At 35.5% G+C, this 20,263-nt stretch carries 19 protein-coding genes; 17 read left to right on the top strand and 2 right to left on the bottom strand.

From position 1 onward, the window contains the following. Nucleotides 1–26: 26 nt before the first annotated feature. The 8 genes from HCU67_RS04560 to HCU67_RS04525 are packed head-to-tail and all read left to right on the top strand — an operon-like array spanning nucleotide 27 to nucleotide 7,783. On the top strand, nucleotides 27–1,715 hold the full coding sequence (locus HCU67_RS04560; RefSeq protein WP_168551391.1) for a DUF6909 family protein: 1,689 nt from the start codon (nucleotides 27–29) through the stop codon (nucleotides 1,713–1,715). Then, entirely contained in the window at nucleotides 1,712–2,716 is a 1,005-nt protein-coding gene (locus tag HCU67_RS04555; RefSeq protein ID WP_168551390.1) for an NAD-dependent epimerase/dehydratase family protein, read from the top strand. Before HCU67_RS04560 ends, HCU67_RS04555 begins: the two co-directional genes overlap by 4 nt. Before the next feature lie 21 nt (nucleotides 2,717–2,737). Further along, entirely contained in the window at nucleotides 2,738–3,799 is a 1,062-nt protein-coding gene (locus HCU67_RS04550) for a hypothetical protein (RefSeq protein WP_168551389.1), read from the top strand. A 6-nt stretch (nucleotides 3,800–3,805) separates the two neighbouring features. Continuing rightward, a complete protein-coding gene (locus HCU67_RS04545) occupies nucleotides 3,806–4,474 on the top strand; it encodes an acylneuraminate cytidylyltransferase family protein (protein ID WP_168551388.1) in 669 nt (222 codons plus the stop codon). A 36-nt stretch (nucleotides 4,475–4,510) separates the two neighbouring features. Then, nucleotides 4,511–5,305: an HpcH/HpaI aldolase family protein gene (locus HCU67_RS04540; protein ID WP_168551387.1), complete on the top strand. Its 795-nt coding sequence runs from the start codon at nucleotides 4,511–4,513 to the stop codon at nucleotides 5,303–5,305. After that, complete coding sequence (locus HCU67_RS04535; RefSeq protein ID WP_168551386.1) at nucleotides 5,298–6,188, top strand: NAD-dependent epimerase/dehydratase family protein; 891 nt, start codon at nucleotides 5,298–5,300, stop codon at nucleotides 6,186–6,188. Before HCU67_RS04540 ends, HCU67_RS04535 begins: the two co-directional genes overlap by 8 nt. Continuing rightward, complete coding sequence (locus tag HCU67_RS04530; protein ID WP_168551385.1) at nucleotides 6,185–6,841, top strand: HAD hydrolase-like protein; 657 nt, start codon at nucleotides 6,185–6,187, stop codon at nucleotides 6,839–6,841. The genes HCU67_RS04535 and HCU67_RS04530 overlap by 4 nt, the downstream gene beginning before the upstream one ends. A gap of 3 nt (nucleotides 6,842–6,844) precedes the next feature. After that, nucleotides 6,845–7,783 carry a phosphoglycerate dehydrogenase gene (locus HCU67_RS04525; protein WP_168551384.1) on the top strand — a complete coding sequence of 313 codons (939 nt, stop codon included), beginning with the start codon at nucleotides 6,845–6,847 and terminating at the stop codon, nucleotides 7,781–7,783. Here HCU67_RS04525 and HCU67_RS04520 read toward each other — a convergent pair. Then, the gene (locus HCU67_RS04520; protein WP_168551383.1) at nucleotides 7,770–9,506 is read right to left on the bottom strand and encodes a glycosyl hydrolase family 28-related protein; all 1,737 of its coding nucleotides are present in this window, start codon (nucleotides 9,504–9,506) and stop codon (nucleotides 7,770–7,772) included. The two genes, HCU67_RS04525 and HCU67_RS04520, sit on opposite strands and share 14 nt — an antisense overlap. A 133-nt stretch (nucleotides 9,507–9,639) precedes the next feature. Here HCU67_RS04520 and HCU67_RS04515 point away from each other — a divergent pair, with 133 nt between their 5' ends. The 8 genes from HCU67_RS04515 to purD are packed head-to-tail and all read left to right on the top strand — an operon-like array spanning nucleotide 9,640 to nucleotide 19,059. After that, nucleotides 9,640–10,986 (top strand): lipopolysaccharide biosynthesis protein, encoded by a 1,347-nt coding sequence (locus HCU67_RS04515; RefSeq protein ID WP_168551382.1) that lies wholly within the window; start codon nucleotides 9,640–9,642, stop codon nucleotides 10,984–10,986. Then, nucleotides 10,986–12,122, top strand: coding sequence for a polysialyltransferase family glycosyltransferase (locus HCU67_RS04510; protein ID WP_168551381.1), 1,137 nt, complete (start codon nucleotides 10,986–10,988; stop codon nucleotides 12,120–12,122). Before HCU67_RS04515 ends, HCU67_RS04510 begins: the two co-directional genes overlap by 1 nt. After that, entirely contained in the window at nucleotides 12,122–13,204 is a 1,083-nt protein-coding gene (locus HCU67_RS04505; protein ID WP_168551380.1) for an EpsG family protein, read from the top strand. Before HCU67_RS04510 ends, HCU67_RS04505 begins: the two co-directional genes overlap by 1 nt. 3 nt (nucleotides 13,205–13,207) lie before the next feature. Further along, nucleotides 13,208–14,002, top strand: a complete 795-nt coding sequence (locus HCU67_RS04500; protein WP_168551379.1) for a hypothetical protein — start codon at nucleotides 13,208–13,210, stop codon at nucleotides 14,000–14,002. 59 nt (nucleotides 14,003–14,061) lie between these two features. Continuing rightward, complete coding sequence (locus HCU67_RS04495) at nucleotides 14,062–15,369, top strand: O-antigen ligase family protein (RefSeq protein ID WP_168551378.1); 1,308 nt, start codon at nucleotides 14,062–14,064, stop codon at nucleotides 15,367–15,369. Between the two features lie 30 nt (nucleotides 15,370–15,399). Continuing rightward, the gene (locus tag HCU67_RS04490; protein ID WP_168551377.1) at nucleotides 15,400–16,767 is read left to right on the top strand and encodes a sugar transferase; all 1,368 of its coding nucleotides are present in this window, start codon (nucleotides 15,400–15,402) and stop codon (nucleotides 16,765–16,767) included. Next, entirely contained in the window at nucleotides 16,768–17,748 is a 981-nt protein-coding gene (locus tag HCU67_RS04485) for a UDP-glucuronic acid decarboxylase family protein (protein ID WP_168551376.1), read from the top strand. It abuts the gene before it with no gap. 39 nt (nucleotides 17,749–17,787) lie between these two features. After that, nucleotides 17,788–19,059, top strand: a complete 1,272-nt coding sequence (gene purD / locus HCU67_RS04480) for a phosphoribosylamine--glycine ligase (RefSeq protein WP_168551375.1) — start codon at nucleotides 17,788–17,790, stop codon at nucleotides 19,057–19,059. Here the strand turns inward: purD and HCU67_RS04475 are convergent. Then, entirely contained in the window at nucleotides 19,054–19,275 is a 222-nt protein-coding gene (locus HCU67_RS04475; protein WP_168551374.1) for a DUF6341 family protein, read from the bottom strand. The genes purD and HCU67_RS04475 overlap by 6 nt on opposite strands. 39 nt (nucleotides 19,276–19,314) lie before the next feature. On the opposite strand from HCU67_RS04475, the gene HCU67_RS16600 reads away from it, so the two are divergent. Further along, on the top strand, nucleotides 19,315–20,256 hold the full coding sequence (locus HCU67_RS16600; RefSeq protein WP_246865700.1) for a DUF6427 family protein: 942 nt from the start codon (nucleotides 19,315–19,317) through the stop codon (nucleotides 20,254–20,256). The last annotated feature ends 7 nt before the right edge of the window (nucleotides 20,257–20,263 follow it).

The raw sequence follows: 20,263 nt of genomic DNA, 5'->3' as shown, positions 1-20,263 counted from the left end.
GGCATATCGATTACCTTTGCCGATAAATGGCAGTACCAATTCAAGAAACTACCCGCGCTCAAGAGTCGACCAATGCCATAGAACGGCTTTATATTACAATGAGACACCTCTTAAATCGAGGCTTCTACAAACCCTCTGGTGTTTCCGGCAATGCTTTAAGAAGTGCACTATTAGTATTACGACCTGAGATTTATGGTTCAGTAGCAGAAGATAAAGGCGAACTGAATGGTCTTATTTATGTTTTGGAGAGACTTCCTGAAGGCATTGAGCAATGTAGGTATATCAACCTCACTTCAGACGAAGGGTTTTCAAAATCACACCTTGAACCCATTATCCCGCCAAAAAGGCGACGAAATTGTTATCGAGTTGATTCGGAGCAAATGAATATCGAGATAACAAGGGGGCGATCTGACATATACGATATCTTAACACATTTAACCTTTTTGTTCATCGAATCGAATAAAATTTGTAAAAGGGTTTTGGTCGATGAAGACACCGAAGAGACCATTCGTGATTGGGCAAAGCTTGAGGCTTTTATGGAACTTGACGAAAAGACCGAAGCACAACGAGAGGTTGCATTTATTCATACGGCAAATATTTTGGGTCGTTCCTTTGAAGAGGTTGTTGAAATCAGTGAAAAACTGAAAACCAAAGCACAACCTGACAAGTTTTTAAGTCTTGTCTATTGGTTAGGAAAATTAGGCATTGAGGAAATAACCACTGGAGAAAAACGCACCATAACTTTCAGCCCACTTTTAAGGGAGCGTCTTGGTCATCATATTCATGGTGAACGCTGGGCAGAAAAAATCAAGCAAACCCTTATAAAAAACAATCTCGAAAAACGACCGCTGCATATAATTAGCGCCAATATGCACAGTGTGATGAATTCGCTATTTGCACCAAAAATATTGGCAAAAGAATTTCCAAAGGCAGCAAACCTTGAAATTTTCGAGGCGCTTAGTTCGTCTTCAAATGAACCTTTGCGAGAAAAGGTCATAAAATATGCGGAAAAGAATGGAATGCTCTCTATTGACGATGAATCCGGTGCTAATATTGATATACAGATTTTTGATACCGCGAAATTCGGAGATGGGGCCTGCTGTTTCATGTTCAACAATGAAATCCCCTTGAATCTGAAGCCAGTGGTTTTTGTTATGGATTATGCCTTTGGAGAACAAGCCTATGAGACAATTGACGAATTGTTGAAACCATATACAAAAGGCAATGAAAAAGGGTTTTTAAACGTGGCTTCGATTTCAGTGATGGGAAAGGCGGGAATATTGGAAGGCGGGAAAGGAGATTTAATGATTCCGTCTGCACATATCTTCGAGGGAACTGCAGATAACTATCCTTTTAAAAACGAGCTGGATGTAGAAGATTTCGTAGGAAATGAACTAAGGGTCGTTAAAGGAACAATGGTAACGGTTTTAGGAACCTCACTTCAAAACAGGGATATTCTAAAATTCTTTAATGAATCGACGTGGAACGTAATTGGTCTTGAAATGGAAGGGGTTCATTACCAAAAAGCAATTCAATCAGCTTCGAAAATCAGGAAAAGCATTCGTGATGACGTCAAGGTAAGATATGCATATTATGCCTCGGACAACCCTTTGGAGACTGGTAGCACTTTGGCCTCTGGAGGACTCGGAACAACCGGTGTAAAGCCGACCTATCTCATAACCCGTAAAATATTGGAACAAATTTTTGCTTCATGAACATCTTAGTTACCGGAACAGCGGGCTTTATCGGATTCCACGTGACAAAGAAATTGGAAGAGCTTGGAATGCAAGTCGTCGGCCTTGATAATCTGAACAATTACTATGACGTTAATTTAAAGCTTGCACGCTTAAAAGCACTTGGTTTTGAACAGCAAAATTTCGATTACGGTTCAATAAACACCAAGAATAATGCCCTAAGTTTTATAAAATGTGATTTAACGGATTATGAATCACTCAATAATCTTTTTTCAGAATTCAGTTTTGATGCTGTAATACACTTAGCTGCCCAAGCTGGTGTACGCTATTCAATCGAGTCGCCATTTTCATATGTACAGTCCAATCTTGTTGGCTTTTCAAACATTTTGGAATTGTGTAGACATCACAAGATTAAGCATCTGATTTATGCTTCAAGTTCATCGGTGTACGGAGATTCAAAAGAAATACCTTTCAATGAAGAACAGAAAACAGATGCTCCTATTAGCCTTTATGCGGCAACAAAAAAAAGCAATGAGGTAATGGCATTTGCCTATAGCCATTTATATGGATTTAAAGCATCTGGATTACGTTTTTTTACGGTATATGGACCCTGGGGGCGACCCGATATGGCACCGATTCTTTTTGCAGAGGCAATTCAAAAAGGAGAAACTATCAAGGTATTCAATAATGGGGAAATGCAACGAGATTTTACCTTTATCAATGATATCGTTGAAGGCATCTTGGGAGTTTTGAATATGCCTAATGAAAACTTAAAACATGAAGTTTTTAATATTGGTAATTCAAAACCGATTGATTTGATGGATTTCATAAGAGAGATGGAAAAACAAATGGGTAAAAAAGCTGTCTTAAAAATGATGCCGATGCAACCAGGAGATGTAAAAATGACCTTTGCTGACACCAAAAAATTGGCCGATTGCATTGAATATCGTCCCAACACATCATTAGAAGATGGATTGCGTACTTTTGTTACGTGGTTCAAAAACTATAATCAACTCGTTTAATACCAACGATTTTTTAGAATTATGAGTACAAGTTCAAACAGCGGCAAATCCAATGATGAAGTTGACTTGGGTCAACTATTCCAAGCGATAGGCAGGGGTTTTCAAAACCTTATTGATCTTCTAATGAAGGTTGTTAAGGTTCTTGCCAACATTTTAATCATGTTTTTGCTGTTTTTGCAAAAAAATATAATTGCCCTATCTATTGCATTAGTGATAGGTGTTGTAGCCGGGTTTGTAATTGACATGTTAAAAACCGAACGGTATGTCTCGAGAATGCTTGTAGAGCCCAATTTCAATAGTGTTCAGCAGCTATATAATAACGTTGGTTTTTACAATGATTTGGCTGAGGCTGAAGATTCTATTGCACTAAGTGATGCACTCAACATTAAAGTTGGAGAGGCAGCTTCGATAAAAAAAATCTTCATTGATTCCTACTCTGACGAAAATCAAAAAATAAAACTATTTGATGATTTTGTTAGAGAGTTAGATACTTCTACCGTTAAGGTTTTGGATTTCGAATCCTACCTCAAAAATTTTAATTCGTTAGATGCTCGTTTTCATCAAATTTCTTTAGTAAGCACGAATAGTTTTGTTGCTAAAAAAGCACAACCTGCTTTGATTAAATCAATTTCGGCAAATGACTATTTTAAACTTCAAAAGCGAATCAATGATGTCAATATTGAAATTCAGGATTCTATCATCAACAAACAATTGATAGAAATTGATTCACTGCAAGGTCTTTACAAAACGATTTTGGTCAAAGAGGCAGAAAAACCCATGCAAGGAACAAACATAAATCTTGCAGAAAATGGGGAATCGCAGAATAAAGAATTGGCCCTTATTAAAGAGCGTGAAATTCTAAAAACACAATTAGTAAGATTAAATCAGGAACGAGCCAACAAATCTTCCATTCTTAATGTCATCAGTGATTTTCCGAATAGAGGGGTTGCAGTTAAAGGTTTTTGGAACAGTTATAAATTTGTGGTGCCTTTGGCTGCAATACTATTGGTAATACTGGTTCTATGGCTAATTCAACTTAACAGGTATTTGAACAACCATCAATTGTCCACAAAAGTAAAATAGAGAAAAATGAAAGTGATTGCCCTAATGCCCATGAAAGGTAATTCAGAGCGAATTCCCAATAAAAATTTAAAAGATTTCTGTGGAGCCCCATTATATCATCGTGTACTACAAAGTCTACTCGACTCCAAGCATATCGATGAAGTGGTTATTAACACGGATAGTGAGAAGATAAGCGAAGACGTTGCCCGCAACTTTGATAATCGAGTTGTCATTCATAAACGACCAGACGAAATAATTGGGGATTTTGTCTCAATGAACAAGGTTATTGAATATGATTTGAATAATACCGAAGCCGATTATTACATTCAAACCCATAGTACGAACCCATTATTAAAGTCCGAAACGATAGATGGGGCCTTTGATAAAATGTTCAAAAACAAAGAGGGCTACGATTCAATATTCTCTGTGACTAGACTACAAACCCGCTTATACTCAAGCGATGGCTCACCATTAAATCACGATCCTGAACAATTACTTAGAACACAGGATTTGCCACCGATATACGAGGAGAATTCCAATTTCTACATTTTTTCAAAATCATCTTTTAAGTCTGCAGGTGGTAGCCGTATAGGTGACAACCCACTTATGTATGAGATTCCTCATATTGAAGCTATCGATATCGATGAATTACACGATTTCATTATTGCCGAATCACTCTTCAAAATGCAACTTTAAAAACAAATAATTGCCACAACGCATAACTTCTCAAATTTGAAAACATTTAATTACGAAAAGAGCGCCTTAAAAAGTAGGCTAGAGAATAAAAAACTAACTATCGGTTCATGGCTTACAATTCCGCATCAATCTGTAATCGAGATAATGTCAACGGCCGGTTTTGAATGGTTGACTATTGACATTGAACACTCGGCTATAGATTTTCAAACACTTCAAAACCTGTTAAGCCATATTCAAGGCAATGGCATGGAAGGTTTGGTTAGGGTTAGTGAAAACAATGAGACCATTATCAAAAGAGTAATGGATGCGGGGGCTAATGGAGTAATTGTTCCGATGGTGAAAAGTGCTGAAGAGGCCAAAAAGGCAGTCTCATGGGTTAAATATCCACCATTTGGCAAACGGGGTGTTGGACTATCGAGAGCCCAACAATATGGAATTGGTTTTGAAAAATATAAGACTTGGTTGCAAAATGAGTCAGTAGTTATTGTCCAAATTGAACATATTAAGGGCGTTGAAAATCTTTCAGAAATTTTAGATGTAGAAGGAGTTGATGGAATTATTGTAGGGCCTTACGATTTGTCTGCTTCAATGGGAAAACCAGGAATGTTCTATGACGATGATGTAAAGGAGGTATTATCTAGAATCGATGAAATCACCAAGTCAAAAAACAAGAATTTAGGATTTCATGTAATTGAGTCCGACCACACTAAGTTGATGGAAAAAATAAATGTCGATTATAATTTTCTAGCATTCAGCCTTGATTTTTTCTTTCTAGGTGATAAGGCTAGGGAACAAATGGCATTGTTAAAAGAAAAGCTTCCAAATGAATAAAAGGGCATTGGTATTTGGAGGAAGTGGTTTTCTAGGTTTTTATTTATCACACGAACTTCTAAACAGAGGATACCAAGTTAAAGTTGCTGATTTAAAAAGGGATGAAGAACTTCATCCGAAAATTGATTATGTCACCTGTGATATTAGTTCTCAAGAACAGGTGAGTTCTGTATTTGTAGATTCAGAATATGACGTTGTCTACAATCTGGCAGGTTTTGCCAACCTTGATAATGCCATTAAGTTTCCAAAGAAAACTATGGAACTTAATATCATTGGCAACCTACATATCTTAGACGAATGTGTCCGCTACAAAATCAAAAAGTTTGTTTACGCAAGTAGTGCTTATGCAATGAGCAATAAGGGTTCATTCTATGGGATAAGCAAATTGGCTTCAGAGAAGATAATTGAAGAATACCATAAAAAGTACGACTTGGATTTTATCATACTTCGATTCGGTTCTGTGTATTCTGAACGCGCCTATGGCAACAATTATATTTATAACCTTGTAAAAAATGCTGTAGAGACCAATAGAATAGACCACAAGGGAGACGGAAAAGAGATTCGAGAGTATATTCATGCGGCAGATGCTGCCAAGTTATCTGTTGATGTTTTAGAGTCAGATGATTTTCTTAACCTTCATGTTATATTGACGGGTACAGAGCGAATGCAACGTATTGAATTGTTCAACATGATCAATGAAATCATGAACGACAAGTTAACAATTGAGTGTAATGAATCGGGCTATGGCAATCATTACAAGTTTACCCCGTATTCATTTGAACCAAGCGTGAGCAAAAAGCTTGTAGCAAATCCACACATAGACATGGGCCAGGGACTTTTGGAATGTGTCAGAGCAGTTCATCGAAATAACGATAGTAAGTGACCATAAAAAATATTTTTTTTGATTTTGATGGAGTTGTTGCGGAGTCAGTCTCTGCAAAGACTGACGCGTTCAGAGAAATGTACCTTCCTTACGGAAAAAGTATTGCAGACGAAGTAGTTGATTACCATATAAATAATGGAGGAGTATCTCGATATGAAAAGTTTAAATATTGGGAGAAAAAGTTCTTTGACAAAGAACTATCTGATTTAGAGGTTGAAAAATTGGCCAATCGATTTTCGGAGTTGGTGCTAAACAAGGTAGTTGAAAGTGAGGAAGTAAAAGGATGTAAAAGTTTTCTTGAAAATTACCATCAAAAAATGAACTTCTGGGTAATTACTGGAACACCAACAAAAGAAATAAGAATTATAGTAGCTAAAAGAAATTTAGATAAATACTTTATTGAACTATGTGGGTCGCCTGAAAATAAAAAATATTGGACAGAATATTTGATAGAAAAACACAATCTTAATAGAGAAGAAACACTGTTTTTAGGTGATGCAACCACCGATAAGGACGCCGCAGAGTATTCTAAACTGAAATTCGCACTGCGTTTGAATGAAGAAAATAAGGAAATTTTTAAGGACTTTTCTGGTTTCCGATTCAATGATTTTGAAGAACTGGAGCGGTCATTAATTGAAAAAAATATGATTTAGAAAATGAAAGTTCTACTGACATCTACATCATTTCAGGACACCCCAGGAAAGCACCAAGAACTGCTTTATGAACAAGGATTTGAGATTGACACCCTAAGAGGCCCGATAAAAGAATCGGAATTATTAAACATAATTGGAGACTACGATGCGGTTATTTGTGGCGATGACGAGTATACCGAAAAGGTTATTGCGAAAGGGGTATCGGGAAATCTTAGATATATTTCTAAATATGGCGTTGGCCTTGATAAGATTGATTTAGAAGCAGCAAAAAAATATAATATACCTGTTACAAACTGCCCAGGAGTAAACTTTGATTCTGTGGCTGAACATGTATTGGCATTACTATTCACATTTGAAAAGAATGTTCACCTACAATATAATTCTACCAAGCAGGGAAGTTGGAAAAGGTGGGTTGGCCATGAAATTATGGGAAAGACCATCGGAATAGTTGGTCTTGGTGCGATTGGCAAAGCATTGGCTAAAAAATGTATTGCACTTGGTTTAGAGGTTTTGGCGTTTGACATTTATAAAGATGAAGATTTCTTGAATGATTGGCCTTCCATAAATTTTGTTGAAAATATTGAAGAACTATTTCATCGTTCGGAAATTATAAGTTTACATGCTCCATTGACCAAAGAAACCCATCACCTTATTAATGGTTCTGTAATAGCTGAAGACCTTAAGAAAACCCCAATTATCATAAATACTTCTAGGGGAAAGTTAGTTGATTCAGAAGCCATAATCCAAGGTTTGGAAGAGAAGAAAATACGGGGATATTTGGCTGACGTTTTAGATACCGAACCAATGGCTGAAAACGAACCTTTAAAGGGAGTAGAAAATGTAATTATTACCCCACATGTCGGTTCGAGAACATTTCAAAGTGTGCAGCGCCAGGGACTAATGGCAGTAAACAATCTTCTTAACCTTATTAAAGGGGGCTAAACAAAGAAACGATTCTCCATTGATTCCCATCATGAACCAAAGAGACCGATTCACCATCCTTTAGCTGTAAGGTTCTCTTATTTTCGATGGAGGTGGTAGCCGATTTAACATTTACAAGGTGCCCAGAAGCTCCAGTATTTTTAATTGTGAGGTATCGTTGAACTTGTTCCTCAGTAGTACTTATATCAACTTTTCTATCACCCTCACTTGAATCGACCAAAACCGTATGAGTTTTTTGATCGGTTTTATAGTTCGATGATGTTATGGTAGTACCAAGTTTTAGTCCGGAAATCTGAGTATATCCGTTTGGCGCAGAAATATGGTTTCCCGCTTTAGGATTGGTAAATAAATTAAAGGAACTACCAGAACCAAATCCTTGGAGACTCGGCCTACCATCATATGTGCCGATACCAACCCTCTGACCATCATTTTTACCAAAAAGCCCTTGAAAACTTTCTAAATAATGGCGATTATTGGTTTTTTTACTTTCTGATCCCAATCCAAGAAAACTTCTACCATAACCACGCCCATGTCTTAACTCAACATCAAGTACCATGTTTGTGGCTTTTTCTTCGACAATAATATCTTCTTGAACGCCACTGAACTTATTATTTACCAGTTCGGCATTATCAACATTTTTTCCAATTTGGATTCCGATTTTAATCTTGTCATTAGATCTAATGAAACCTTCTTTGAAAACGAAGTTTTTGGTATTTTCTACCAATACAGCTGTTGAATTTGAAGAAGAACTGAACCCACCGGTGATAAATGGGGAATAAAACGCAACAATATCGTTGTCATATTCTCCATTTAAATCACTTGTCGCAAGAATTTGAGAACGACCCGTACTTCTTCCATTTCCTTCGAAAAAAGTTGAAAATGAGGCAAAGTTGGTGATGTCCTCAAGAATCAATCCTTCATTCCTACATCCTTGAAATACACCACTAATTAATTTGAGCCCTGCAGCCGAATTGGTTTCACTATTTGTGAATTTGGCCCCAATGGTACAATTTTCAATTTTAAAGTCTACAAAATCAGTATTGGTCGAGTTTTTTGCAAAAACACCAAAGTCCTTAGTGTTGTAAATGAAGAATGAGGAAAATCTTGTCGTGAAGCAGTTTTCCAGTGCAATTCCGACGCCACCACCTTCAACTATGATATTATCGATATGGCTGTTTCTATTGGTTTGTGCTAAAGAGATGGCTGTTGAATTTGAAGTGTTTTGTTTTATGAAAAAATCTCTAAGCTTTAAATCAAATTTTTCCTTCTCAGAAGAAAAATCCAAGAAAACCCCTTCACCATTATATTCCATGTAAGTTTTACTGATACCATCACCAAAAATCTCTACCCCATAATCTGACTTTACACCTTCTTGAAATTTCCAAATACCGGAAGGAATATAAACCTTTCCGATATAAATGTCCCATTTATCGTCTTCCCTTAATTTTTTATTGACAACGATTGCTGCATCGATTGCAGCTTGTAAGGCTTCCGAATTATCTTCCTTATCTATGCTGCCCCCGAAGTCTTCAATATTGAAGAAGGTTGGTCGTATCAGCTTTTTGAAATCTAGTGATGTTGCATTTATGTTTGAAAGCTGTATTTCTGCCGAAGCCCTTTTATGTTCTAGTAAATGCCAAATAACAACTCCCACTAATACCAATAGGGCAGTCGTCACTACTAGAGTGAAATAGGTTAAATATTTTTGGTTTGATGCTTTCAATTTTAAAATGGTTTGGTTTTGGTAACGCAACTCTTTGTTTGAAAAAGAACGAAATGTCAAAAATCCTTTTCGAAAAATCCTCAGATTGACAATTAAGATATTTACTTTGCAAACTGTTAGCTAATCTCCTATTTTGCCTCTTTCCAAACAAGTCGTTGAAAGTAATAAAAGATATACTTCTGGGAAAGTTCTCAAAAAAGCAGTCTTTAACCTAGGTTTTCAGATTGTGCCAATTATTGTGGCGCTTGTATTCATACCATTAATTATAAACAATTTAGGAAAAGATTACTGGGCAAAATATACCGCAGGTGTAAGCGCAATCTTTCTTGCCAATTATTTTTCATTTGGAATTGGACCAGCCCTTAACAGAAGAGTGTCCGAGCTTATTGGAGCAAAAAAAATGAGCTTGATAGATAAGGAAGTAAATACAGGAATTGGGATTTCTTACCTGCTTTCTGCCGCCTTGTTTTTACTATTTACCTGTTTTATTATTCTGGCATATTGGACAAAATCACTAAGCATACTGCAAGACAAAGAAGATTTACTTTTTTTCTTGATAATAGGATTTAGTTTTTTCATCGTTTTTATTTCCATTCCTTATAAATCATTGCTTGAATCTTATAGCGACTTTTATTTTCTGGCGATTATAAGGGCAATTTCATCTGCAGGCCTTTTTGTTGTGCCTTATGTTTTGTGGCTAAATGGTATTTCAAAGTTGTATTGGGTAGGAATCTCGCTTGTTGTTTATTATTTTTTGGTTTTTCTATTCATGTTTTTTAGAACCCAACACCATAAAAAAGAATTGGATCTTTGCTATAAAACTTCTGTAAAACCAACTTTTTTAATTTCATCCACAAGGTCTAATACCTCTTTTATAAAAGAGGCCTTTAAGTTTGGGGTATTTTTTCTTTGCTCTGCAACAGTGCTTTTTTTTGACAGGTATTTTTACGCATTGTTCGTCAATACCAAAACCCTTTCGGACCACGTAACTATGCTTGATTTGTTTAACAGGATCGCAATAGTAACCGGCACGATATCATTGGTCTATTTTTCAGCTATATCAGTATGGTACAGTGAAAACAATTTTGTTAAGATTAAAAAGAACCTGAGATTTCAGTTGACCTTGATTTCAATCCTCTTTGTTTTTGGACTTATTTTCTGCAAGTTCTTCCTGTTAAATTTGATGGAATGGTGGCTTAAGGGTGCCTATTCAGAATTTATTACAAATTCGGCCTTTGTTTTGTTATTGGCCATTTTAATTATGAATTTTGAGATATTAATGGTAAGGCCATTACAGGCGATTGGTAAGGTTACCCAAGTGAACAGATTGTTGGTTGCGACCACAATAATCTTTTTGATTATAGTCATTGTTTTGGGAATGACGGATAATATTCGGTATCATTATATTGCCTTGATTACAAAAGGAATTATAGATTGCTTCTTTTTGTTTGGGATGTTACGCAACGAAAAATTGATATGATGGATTCAGTCGTTGTATTTGAAGTTCATTTTTCAAATATTAACAGGTATGTTACACCATTTATAAAGTTCTTAAAGGGTAAGAACGTAGCGCAGCACTATTACGTGGTGTACCCTGCATTTGTTGAAGCCGAAAAAATTGATAAGTCCGATGCTGATGGTATCACATTTGTTGAGGTGTCAAAGTTGTATCGATTAAAGAAAAGAAGCCCGACTACCAAAAGCCTTTTTTTTAATTACAGTTATCGTTTAGCCGATTTGTATTGGACATATCGTTTTAAGAGAATTGGGTATATCTCCTTTCAACAACAGCATGGCATGTATGCTGATTTTTTGAAAAGAAGCTTTTTTGGTTATTTTTCCGCGATTAGAAGGAAGCTTTACTATTTTAAATATTTGTCCTTTTTTGGTTTAAGATTGAAAGGAACAATCTTCCTTTATTTGGTAAATAAGGACTTTGTAAAATCAAAAAAAATAAATGCTTTTCTTGAATCAAGAAAACAAAATCTCGCTCCTGTACTATCAAACCATTTGCTAATATGGGGTTCGTTTTGGAAGGAATGGTTCATTGAAAATCAATTTTATACAGTAGATGATACATTTACGGTAATTGGAAATCCAGACTATCACAAGTTCATTGTCAATAATCAAAACTCTTACAAAGAGGAAGAGGTCTGTTATATTGCCCAAACATTTGTCGAAGATGGGCGAATGGAAAGCGAAGAGTATATGAAAATTATAGCAGGGCTTGCTGATGGTTTAAAGGAGCGCTTGGTTATAAAACTACACCCAAGATCCCAAAAAGAGCTATTTCAAAAAGTTTTGGATAATGGAGGGGCCCTTACTTATGATTTTCCGGTTTCTGGCACCTATCTTGGACATTATTCTTCTATGTTGGCTTTGGCTTTAAACATGAAAGCAAAAGTGTTTCTTTTGGAAGTTAATAATGAAACCATACCTCATTATTTTAAAGATACTGCAGATAAGGTTTTTGAAAGTATAGACCGACTTGTTACTTCAATACTTAAAAACGAGAATTCTAATAGTAGCACAAAGGAGATTTCGTTTTTTTTCGAGAATAAAGAAGAACATCCATACGAATTGATTTTTCAAGCCATAGCTAAGCAATTTCAATAATGGAGATTTACAAGCCGTATTTTCTTCAAATTGTTTCTGTAATTTTTTTAGTGGCATTTTTCTTTTTTGATAGGGCCAAAACAAGTAGGAATTTTTCAAATTTGATTCTTTTCTTACTTTACCTATTGGTCAGTAGCGCTTTTATTTTCAGGGATTATCAAGGAAACATTGATATACCAAGATATCTGAGGTTTTATGAGCAAAATGTTCACTTTCTAGATATTTTTACCTCGAGCTCTGCCTGGAAGGCCGATTATTTCTTTTTTATTTTGATGCCCTTGGCCCACCTTTTTGGATTGAGTGGCGAAGGTTATATAACAGCACAGCTTCTTTTAAGTGTTGGGCTAACATTTATTGCAATCAATATAATTTTCAAGTCTTCAAAGAAATGGATTTACCTTACTCTTTTTCTTACCATAAATAGCTCTTCATTTTATTTGATTCATGGTAATGTTATACGACAAGGTCTCGCTTCAAGTTTGCTTTTGTTAGTAATTGCAAGCACTGTTACTTCGAGACAGAATCTCTATAAGGTTCTAGGATTCTTCACTCATAAAGGGGTGGCTTTATCATTTTTGACAAGACCATTTAAGTTACTTGATACAATTAGGCCAGTTGTATTTATTGTTGCTGCTTTGGTTGGCTATTTTGCTTTAATCATCATCATCCTGAATTTTTTGATTTTGCCTGAATTTGTTCAAAAGAAAGTTGAGTTTTATACAGAATTCAAAAGGGCAAGTTCAAATTCAATTTTGAAATTATTGATTTTGATAATCTTTAATTTTCTTTTCTTTTCGAAATTGAATAAATCCGAAGTTTTCAGAAAGACACACGGTTTATTTTTTATTTATTCGGTCTTTGCAGTTCTACTCTTTAGATTTGACGGAATGTTCTCTCGCCTGATACTTTATACTGATATTTTTGTTCCAATTTTAACGATAGGTTTTATAACAAGTTTCGATAAATCCCTAAATAGAACTTTGGCGCTTGTTGGCGCAATAATTTGTAGCTTTTTATATTCTATTTATGTGTTTAACCATAAATCCATATTGTTTAATATGGGAGAGTATTTTGTTTTTTGAATTATGAGAAAATATGTTGTTGCAGTGAGTCTAGCATTTTTTGTGGTGATTTTGAGTGGATGCACAAGAGAAAGTGAATCTGAAAAAATGACCACGGCCATTTCAAGGGCCTTATTCGATAACGCTGAAGTTCTCTATAAGAGTGAAATCAATAGAACGCGTGTAGCATTCAACAATGACACGAGATTGTTGATTTATCATTTTTGGAAAGCGGAACGATTTGTCGAAAACGGTACCTTGTTCTTCCACCTATATCCTGAAGATCCATCAAATTTGCCTGAGAATAGAAAAGAGTTGGGTTTTCTGAATAAAAACTTGAGTAAAGAGCAGTTTGTAACCCATGATTCTGTAAACTATTATTTGGTGTTAAAAATGCCTGAATACAATATTTCAAAATTAACTACCGGCCAATTTATCAATGGCAAAAGAAACTGGCATGTGAATGAACCATTAAATGAATCAGGACTTGAGAATACCGAGATCAAATCCAATTCACTGTCCTTAAACAATCACGTAAAGGGTATAATCAACTCCGATTTGACCAATTCCAATGATAAAGGTTTACTAAATAATTTTGAGTCATTACTGGAACTTTCTTACACTGATAAATATCCTTCTGAATCCGATTCTTCAGTAGTGTATACTAGCAAAACAGGTAGTTCTTCCGCCTATATTTCGGAAGGGAGTTTGAACGACTGTGGCGAAGAAATGCAGAACGCTCAGAAGACCAAGGGTATGCAAGATGAATTCAAATTTCAAAATAGTGCCGGGTGTCTCTTGTTTTTAAAAAAGGATTAAAATTTTGACGTGCACTTTATTAGCCATAAAGATTAAAACCCTTAAGCAAGTCCAATAGCTTGAAATTCAGAATCAGTAATATCATAAATTTTAAATTCTCAAGGGCGAAATTGGTTAGTCTTGTCCTTCTATTGGTTGTTGTATCACTTCCATGGAGTGAAAAGCTTAATACATACGCTATAGGCCTTCTAATAGCTGTTGCATTGTACCTTTTATATTTGTTTAAATCATTTAAAAAATCACGATTCAAGATCTTCGTTGTTGGTGCTTCAATATTTTTGATTTCGCTGTTGTGGCTCATTAACACTTACAATTTATCAGAGGGGTTATTTTATTTGGAACGCACGTCTAGTGGAATTCTGTTTCCATTGGTTTTCTTAATTATTCCTACGACTTTAATTCAAAGAGACTTAATACTTAAAGGTTTTGCGATTTCTGTATGCTTTCGCTATCTCTACATGCTACTATTGAATTTGGACTATGAGTTGGTTTTTATACCTGACTATTGGTTGGAATTTCTACTTCAACTAAATCAATTGTACCTGGAATCAGATTTACACCCTTCGTACTTTTCTGTTTTTATTGGATTTTCGGGTTTAATTGCATTGTATTTTTTTCTTCAGGATAAGAAAAGGATTATTTGGTTATTTATTTTCTTGACCTTAACGGGGTTCAATCTCACGTTGGCAGCAAAAATGCCCCTAGCCGCCTATTTTATTACTCTTTTTAGCTACCTGATTTTTAGAACATTGTCTTTAAAAAAAGGTAAAAAAAAGAACTTTCAATTGGTATTGATGGCCATGACCGCAGGCTTACTTTTAATCGGCTTGATTAAAATTCCAAACTTCATTTTACAAGACGCTTACAATTACTACAATTTAATTGCAAAAAATAAGCAACAGGATAATGTGTTTGATTTTGATAAATTAGGCAATGGTACTGATTTTGAAACCTGGGAGAAAACGAATAGAGTCTTTATCTGGGCTACAGCAACCAAAGTAATCAGTGATAACTGGTTGTTTGGAGTTGGTACTGGAGATGTCAATGACAAACTTAATGATTACTACCTGGCAAGTGGATTTGAATATCTTGAAAGAAAAAACACAAATACCCATTCGCAACCACTGGATTTTCTGCTAAGATTTGGGGTATTAGGCACTTTTTTGATTCTTTTGGCCTTTATTTTCTTTTTTAAGGTCATTAAAACGAACAACTATGTTCTTTATGGAATTTTTATGTTTTTCTTTGTGTTCGCATTTTTGACCGAGAACCTATTAAATAGACAATTGGGAATTGTATTTTTTCATTTTTTCAACAACTTTTTTATGAACACTGCGCAACGCACGGTCGACCTGAAGAAAGTATGAAAATCACATAATCCCCAATAGGATATTGGCATGAAAAGACCATCTGTTTTAAATTCTATTGAAAGGAAGTTCATCCTTCTCATTGGCGATTTGCTGATTGTTTCGGCGTCTTTGAATGTTTTGGTAAATCATGCAATTGATGATGAATTTACCTATACAAGACTTAAGCTTATCCTCTTTTGCTTAGGTTTTGCCACCTATTTTTTCATCTCTTATATACTTGACTTCTATAATCTTGAAAAAGCAGCAAAAAGAAGGATTGCAGTTTCTCAAGCATTCTATATTGGTTCGTTGATTGTATTTTCAATATTTATTGAGTGTGTATTGGTTTTTGATATTAGCTTTTGGCGCAAACCATTGCTCTATTTTCTTTTCTTGACACCTTCGCAACTTGTTCTATGGCGATTTTTATTTAGCAATATATTTAGGATTGTACCGGTCATCAAAAATGTACTTTATGTATATGATGATATAAACAGTGCTAACTTAAAGGAAGACACAGACGCCATAAACGGATTGGATACCAGTACCTTTTATAAGGTAAAACTGACCCATCGTATTGGGCAGATGACACCAATAAACAAAAGCTACTTTGCCTCTGCTACCGAAAAAATTGATACAACGATTATCAACATAAAAAACTATGATAGTCTTCCGAAGGAGCTTGAGAACATGGTATTGGAATCAATAATTAAGGGTAAGGAGGTGATTTCTTTCACGTCGTTCTATGAAAACGTTTATGAGGCTATTCCTGTTAAATCTCAAAACGAAAGCTTTTTTGAAATTCTTCAATTGAGAAACAGAAAGATTCGCTATTTGCAAAGACTGTTCACAGTATTCATAAACTTTTTCTTTTCGCTATTTGTTGGTGTGATTTTTATGATTTTTTGTCCCTTTGTTTGGCTGCTAAATTTTCTATTTAATAGGGGACCTCTATTCTACACACAGAAAAGAATTGGAAAGCATGGAAAAGAATTTAGTATCTACAAATTTAGGTCGATGGTGGTTGATGCTGAAAAGGGTGGAGCGGCAATGGCCAAAAAAGGGGATGCCCGGGTAACCCCTTTTGGTAAAATACTCCGCATGTTCAGAATTGATGAACTCCCGCAAGTTTTGTCTATCATAAAAGGAGACATGCAATTTATTGGTCCCAGACCTGAACGCAAGGTTTTTGTAGACAAGCTGAACGAGATTACCCCTTTTTACAACACACGCCACTTGATTAAACCAGGCATTACTGGTTGGGCGCAGGTAAAATATAAGTATGGGCAGAATTTAGAAGATTCAATTCGCAAATTGGAATATGATCTTTACTATATCAAAAACAAGTCCATTACCCTAGATTTACGTATAATTTTTAAAACGGTAACCACTGTTTTATTTTCAAGGGGAGTATAAATGAAAAAGACCCTTATTACTGGCGCAGCAGGTTTTTTAGGATCACATCTCTGTGATAGATTTATCGCCGAAGGACACCATGTTATCGGGATGGACAATTTGATTACTGGAGACCTTAAAAACATTGAACATCTTTTTCCTCTAGAACGTTTTGAATTCCATCATCATAATGTTTCAACATTCGTTCACTTAGAAGGTAAACTGGACTATATTTTACATTTTGCTTCCCCTGCAAGCCCAATTGATTATCTAAAAATTCCAATCGAAACTTTAAAGGTGGGCTCATTGGGCACACTTAATCTTCTTGGTCTTGCCAAAGTGAAAAATGCCAAGATATTGGTTGCTTCTACTTCTGAAGTATATGGTGATCCTTTAGTTCATCCTCAAAGTGAAGAATATAATGGTAATGTAAGCCCGATAGGGCCAAGAGGGGTATATGATGAAGCGAAGCGATTTATGGAGTCAATTACCATGGCCTATCACAGACATCATGGCTTGGACACCCGAATTGTTCGAATTTTTAACACTTATGGTTCTCGAATGCGCTTAAATGATGGGCGTGTTGTTCCCGCATTCATGGGTCAGGCCCTCAGAGGTGAAGATCTTACCGTTTTTGGAGATGGATCTCAGACGAGGTCCTTTTGTTATATAGACGACCAGATAGAAGGTATTTATCGGCTTCTTATGAGCGATTACGCAGAACCTGTAAATATTGGCAATCCAGATGAAACCACAATTCTTGAATTCGCACAAGAAATAATAAGTCTTACGGGAACAGATCAGAAAATTATATTCAAGCCTTTACCTACAGATGATCCTTTACAGCGCCAACCTGACATTACACGAGCAAAACAAATATTGGGCTGGGAACCTAAAGTGCATAGATCTGAAGGATTAAAGAAAGTATTTGATTATTTCAAATCACTCTCACCAGATGAACTTCAAAAAAAGGAACATCGAAACTTTAATTTGAAAAATTAGAGCTTGGTGTTCTTTACTTTTGCGAAAATTCAATAGTAAATGAACCTATTAATTATTGGCTCAGGAGGCCGAGAACATGCCTTGGCTTGGAAGCTTTCACAAAGTGAAAAGCTCTCTAATTTGTATATAGCCCCAGGTAACGCTGGCACATCAGCACATGGCAAAAACCTTAATATTCATGTTTCTGATTTTGAAAACTTAAAAAGTGCTGTTCTTGAACATAATATCAATATGGTAATAGTAGGTCCTGAGGTGCCTTTGGTTGAAGGTATTCACGATTATTTTGCTACACAGGAATCACTTAAGGACGTTTCTATAATTGGCCCTAAAAAGCTAGCAGCTACTTTGGAAGGTAGTAAGGATTTTGCAAAAGAGTTCATGATGAGGCACAATATTCCCACGGCAAAATACCAAAGTTTTGATGCCAACTCAGTTGATGATGGGATGAAGTTTTTGGAAACAATGGAATCACCTTACGTGTTGAAAGCAGATGGGCTCGCAGCTGGAAAGGGGGTATTGATTTTAGAAGACTTAGAAGAAGCAAAAAATGAACTAAAATCAATGCTTTTAGAATCAAAGTTTGGGATTGCAAGTAGCACTGTTGTGGTTGAAGAGTTTTTGGACGGAATTGAATTGAGTTGTTTTGTACTTACAGACGGAGAGAATTATAAAGTTCTACCTTTTGCTAAGGATTATAAGCGAATTGGAGAAGGTGATACTGGTTTAAATACTGGCGGAATGGGTGCTATTTCACCGGTACCTTTTGTTGATTCTTCCTTTAAAAAGAAAATTGAGGAGACTATTGTTAAGCCAACAATTGAAGGCCTTAAAAAAGATAATATCCCATACCAAGGATTCATATTCATTGGGTTGATTAAAGTTGGTGCGCAGCCTAAGGTTATCGAATACAATGTTAGAATGGGCGATCCAGAAACAGAAGTGGTGATACCGAGAATAAAAAATGATCTTGTAGAAATCTTAAATGCTGTTTCAAATAAAACCTTAAACGAGATTGAACTTGAGATAGATTCAAGAACTGCAGCTACTGTTATCGCAGTTTCAGGGGGCTATCCTGAATCATACGAAAAAGGAAAGCAAATGACTGGATTAGACCAGGTCAGCGAATCCCTTATATTTCATGCAGGAACCAAAATCCAAGATGGAATTTTAATTACCAATGGCGGCAGAGTTATCGCAATGACTTCATATGGGCAAGAGCATAGTGAAGCACTACAAAAATCTTACAAAAGCCTTGAAAAGATTAGCTTTGAAGCTATGAATTATCGAAAAGACATAGGTTTCGACCTATAGATAGGAATGTGAGGAAATAGTTTTGTCTTCCTCGTTGTTTTTGTTAAAGATGTTCAATTGCCCCATCCAATAATAAAAGGCAACAGCACCAATAATTACAAAAATCCAATTGATGGAGTTTGAGGTCCACCAGTTTGTCATTGCACGAAAGGTATCGTAAGGCCAAAAAAGATAATTTACAAATAGATCTTCGATTCCGTAGAAAAAGGTGCTCATCTCTAAGTATATTTAAATGCAAAATTAAGAAAACCTACAATGATTTCAAGATTTTTTGAGGGAACAAAACCAATTAATTATGTTGTCTTGCTTAGTTTTTTGTTTGGTTTTTTCGTTTTCAGATTTTATGTTGAATCCTTACAGGATCAAATTAGCATTGACTTTTTAAATGTTGGAGTTAGTTTTATTTTTTTGGTTTTACAGATTTATCTGGTAAATGAGATTGCTAGAAAAGCGAATCTCACTGAAACCAGCACATTTCCTTTACTTTTTTTCATTTTGTTGATTACCGCGTTCTCTGAGGTTTTGTTGAGTTCTAAGCTAATATTGAGCAACTTCTTTGTTTTGTTATCAGTTCAAGAAATCCTGACTGTTGATACTTCTAAACGCAATAATTTTAATTTTTTTAATGCTTCTTTTTGGATATGTATTGCAAGTATATTTTACACATCCACTATCTTATTTTTTATTCCAATACTATTTTCAATTTTCTTTTATGCAGCAAATAATTTGAGAAATTGGTTAATGCCACTGGCTGCTATTGTCGCATTTAGCTTAATCAGCGTATCAATTGGTTTGCTTTTTTCAAGTTCTGAGTTTTTTAGACAGCACTATACGATATTAATGCCTGAGGGTGTCTTTGAAGAATTTAACTTTGAGAGTTATACCCGGTTAACCTTATACGTGCTAGCGAACGTGATTTTGCTTTTTATAGTCTTTGGTAGACTTCGGGCAATTGGCAAAGGACGTGTACTTGAGCTACGAATGTTGTTTCTGTTTTTCATTGTAGGAATCATATTGACGCTAATAAGTTTGGGTCCAGAACTTGGCTTGGGAGCAATCTTATTTACTTTTTGTCCGGTTTCCTTGTTCATCACTAACTACTTTCAAATATTCAGGAGAAAACGTTTAAAGGAATATGTGTTGTTATTTGTAATAATTGCTCCGATTTCAATCAGCATCTGGAAGCTTTTTAGTTAGGCGATTT

Source organism: Croceivirga thetidis, from assembly GCF_012272815.1.
GTDB lineage: Bacteria > Bacteroidota > Bacteroidia > Flavobacteriales > Flavobacteriaceae > Croceivirga > Croceivirga thetidis.
Note: the sequence above shows the minus strand (reverse complement) of the source record. Positions and strands in the feature narration are given on the sequence as shown.

Coding starts and splice junctions, on each gene's coding strand:
- HCU67_RS04560 (WP_168551391.1), top strand. CDS start 27: ATGGCAGTACCAATTCAAGAAACTACCCGCGCTCAAGAGTCGACCAAT.
- HCU67_RS04555 (WP_168551390.1), top strand. CDS start 1,712: ATGAACATCTTAGTTACCGGAACAGCGGGCTTTATCGGATTCCACGTG.
- HCU67_RS04550 (WP_168551389.1), top strand. CDS start 2,738: ATGAGTACAAGTTCAAACAGCGGCAAATCCAATGATGAAGTTGACTTG.
- HCU67_RS04545 (WP_168551388.1), top strand. CDS start 3,806: ATGAAAGTGATTGCCCTAATGCCCATGAAAGGTAATTCAGAGCGAATT.
- HCU67_RS04535 (WP_168551386.1), top strand. CDS start 5,298: ATGAATAAAAGGGCATTGGTATTTGGAGGAAGTGGTTTTCTAGGTTTT.
- HCU67_RS04525 (WP_168551384.1), top strand. CDS start 6,845: ATGAAAGTTCTACTGACATCTACATCATTTCAGGACACCCCAGGAAAG.
- HCU67_RS04510 (WP_168551381.1), top strand. CDS start 10,986: ATGGATTCAGTCGTTGTATTTGAAGTTCATTTTTCAAATATTAACAGG.
- HCU67_RS04505 (WP_168551380.1), top strand. CDS start 12,122: ATGGAGATTTACAAGCCGTATTTTCTTCAAATTGTTTCTGTAATTTTT.
- HCU67_RS04500 (WP_168551379.1), top strand. CDS start 13,208: ATGAGAAAATATGTTGTTGCAGTGAGTCTAGCATTTTTTGTGGTGATT.
- HCU67_RS04490 (WP_168551377.1), top strand. CDS start 15,400: ATGAAAAGACCATCTGTTTTAAATTCTATTGAAAGGAAGTTCATCCTT.
- HCU67_RS04485 (WP_168551376.1), top strand. CDS start 16,768: ATGAAAAAGACCCTTATTACTGGCGCAGCAGGTTTTTTAGGATCACAT.
- purD (WP_168551375.1), top strand. CDS start 17,788: ATGAACCTATTAATTATTGGCTCAGGAGGCCGAGAACATGCCTTGGCT.
- HCU67_RS04475 (WP_168551374.1), bottom strand. CDS start 19,275: ATGAGCACCTTTTTCTACGGAATCGAAGATCTATTTGTAAATTATCTT.
- HCU67_RS16600 (WP_246865700.1), top strand. CDS start 19,315: ATGATTTCAAGATTTTTTGAGGGAACAAAACCAATTAATTATGTTGTC.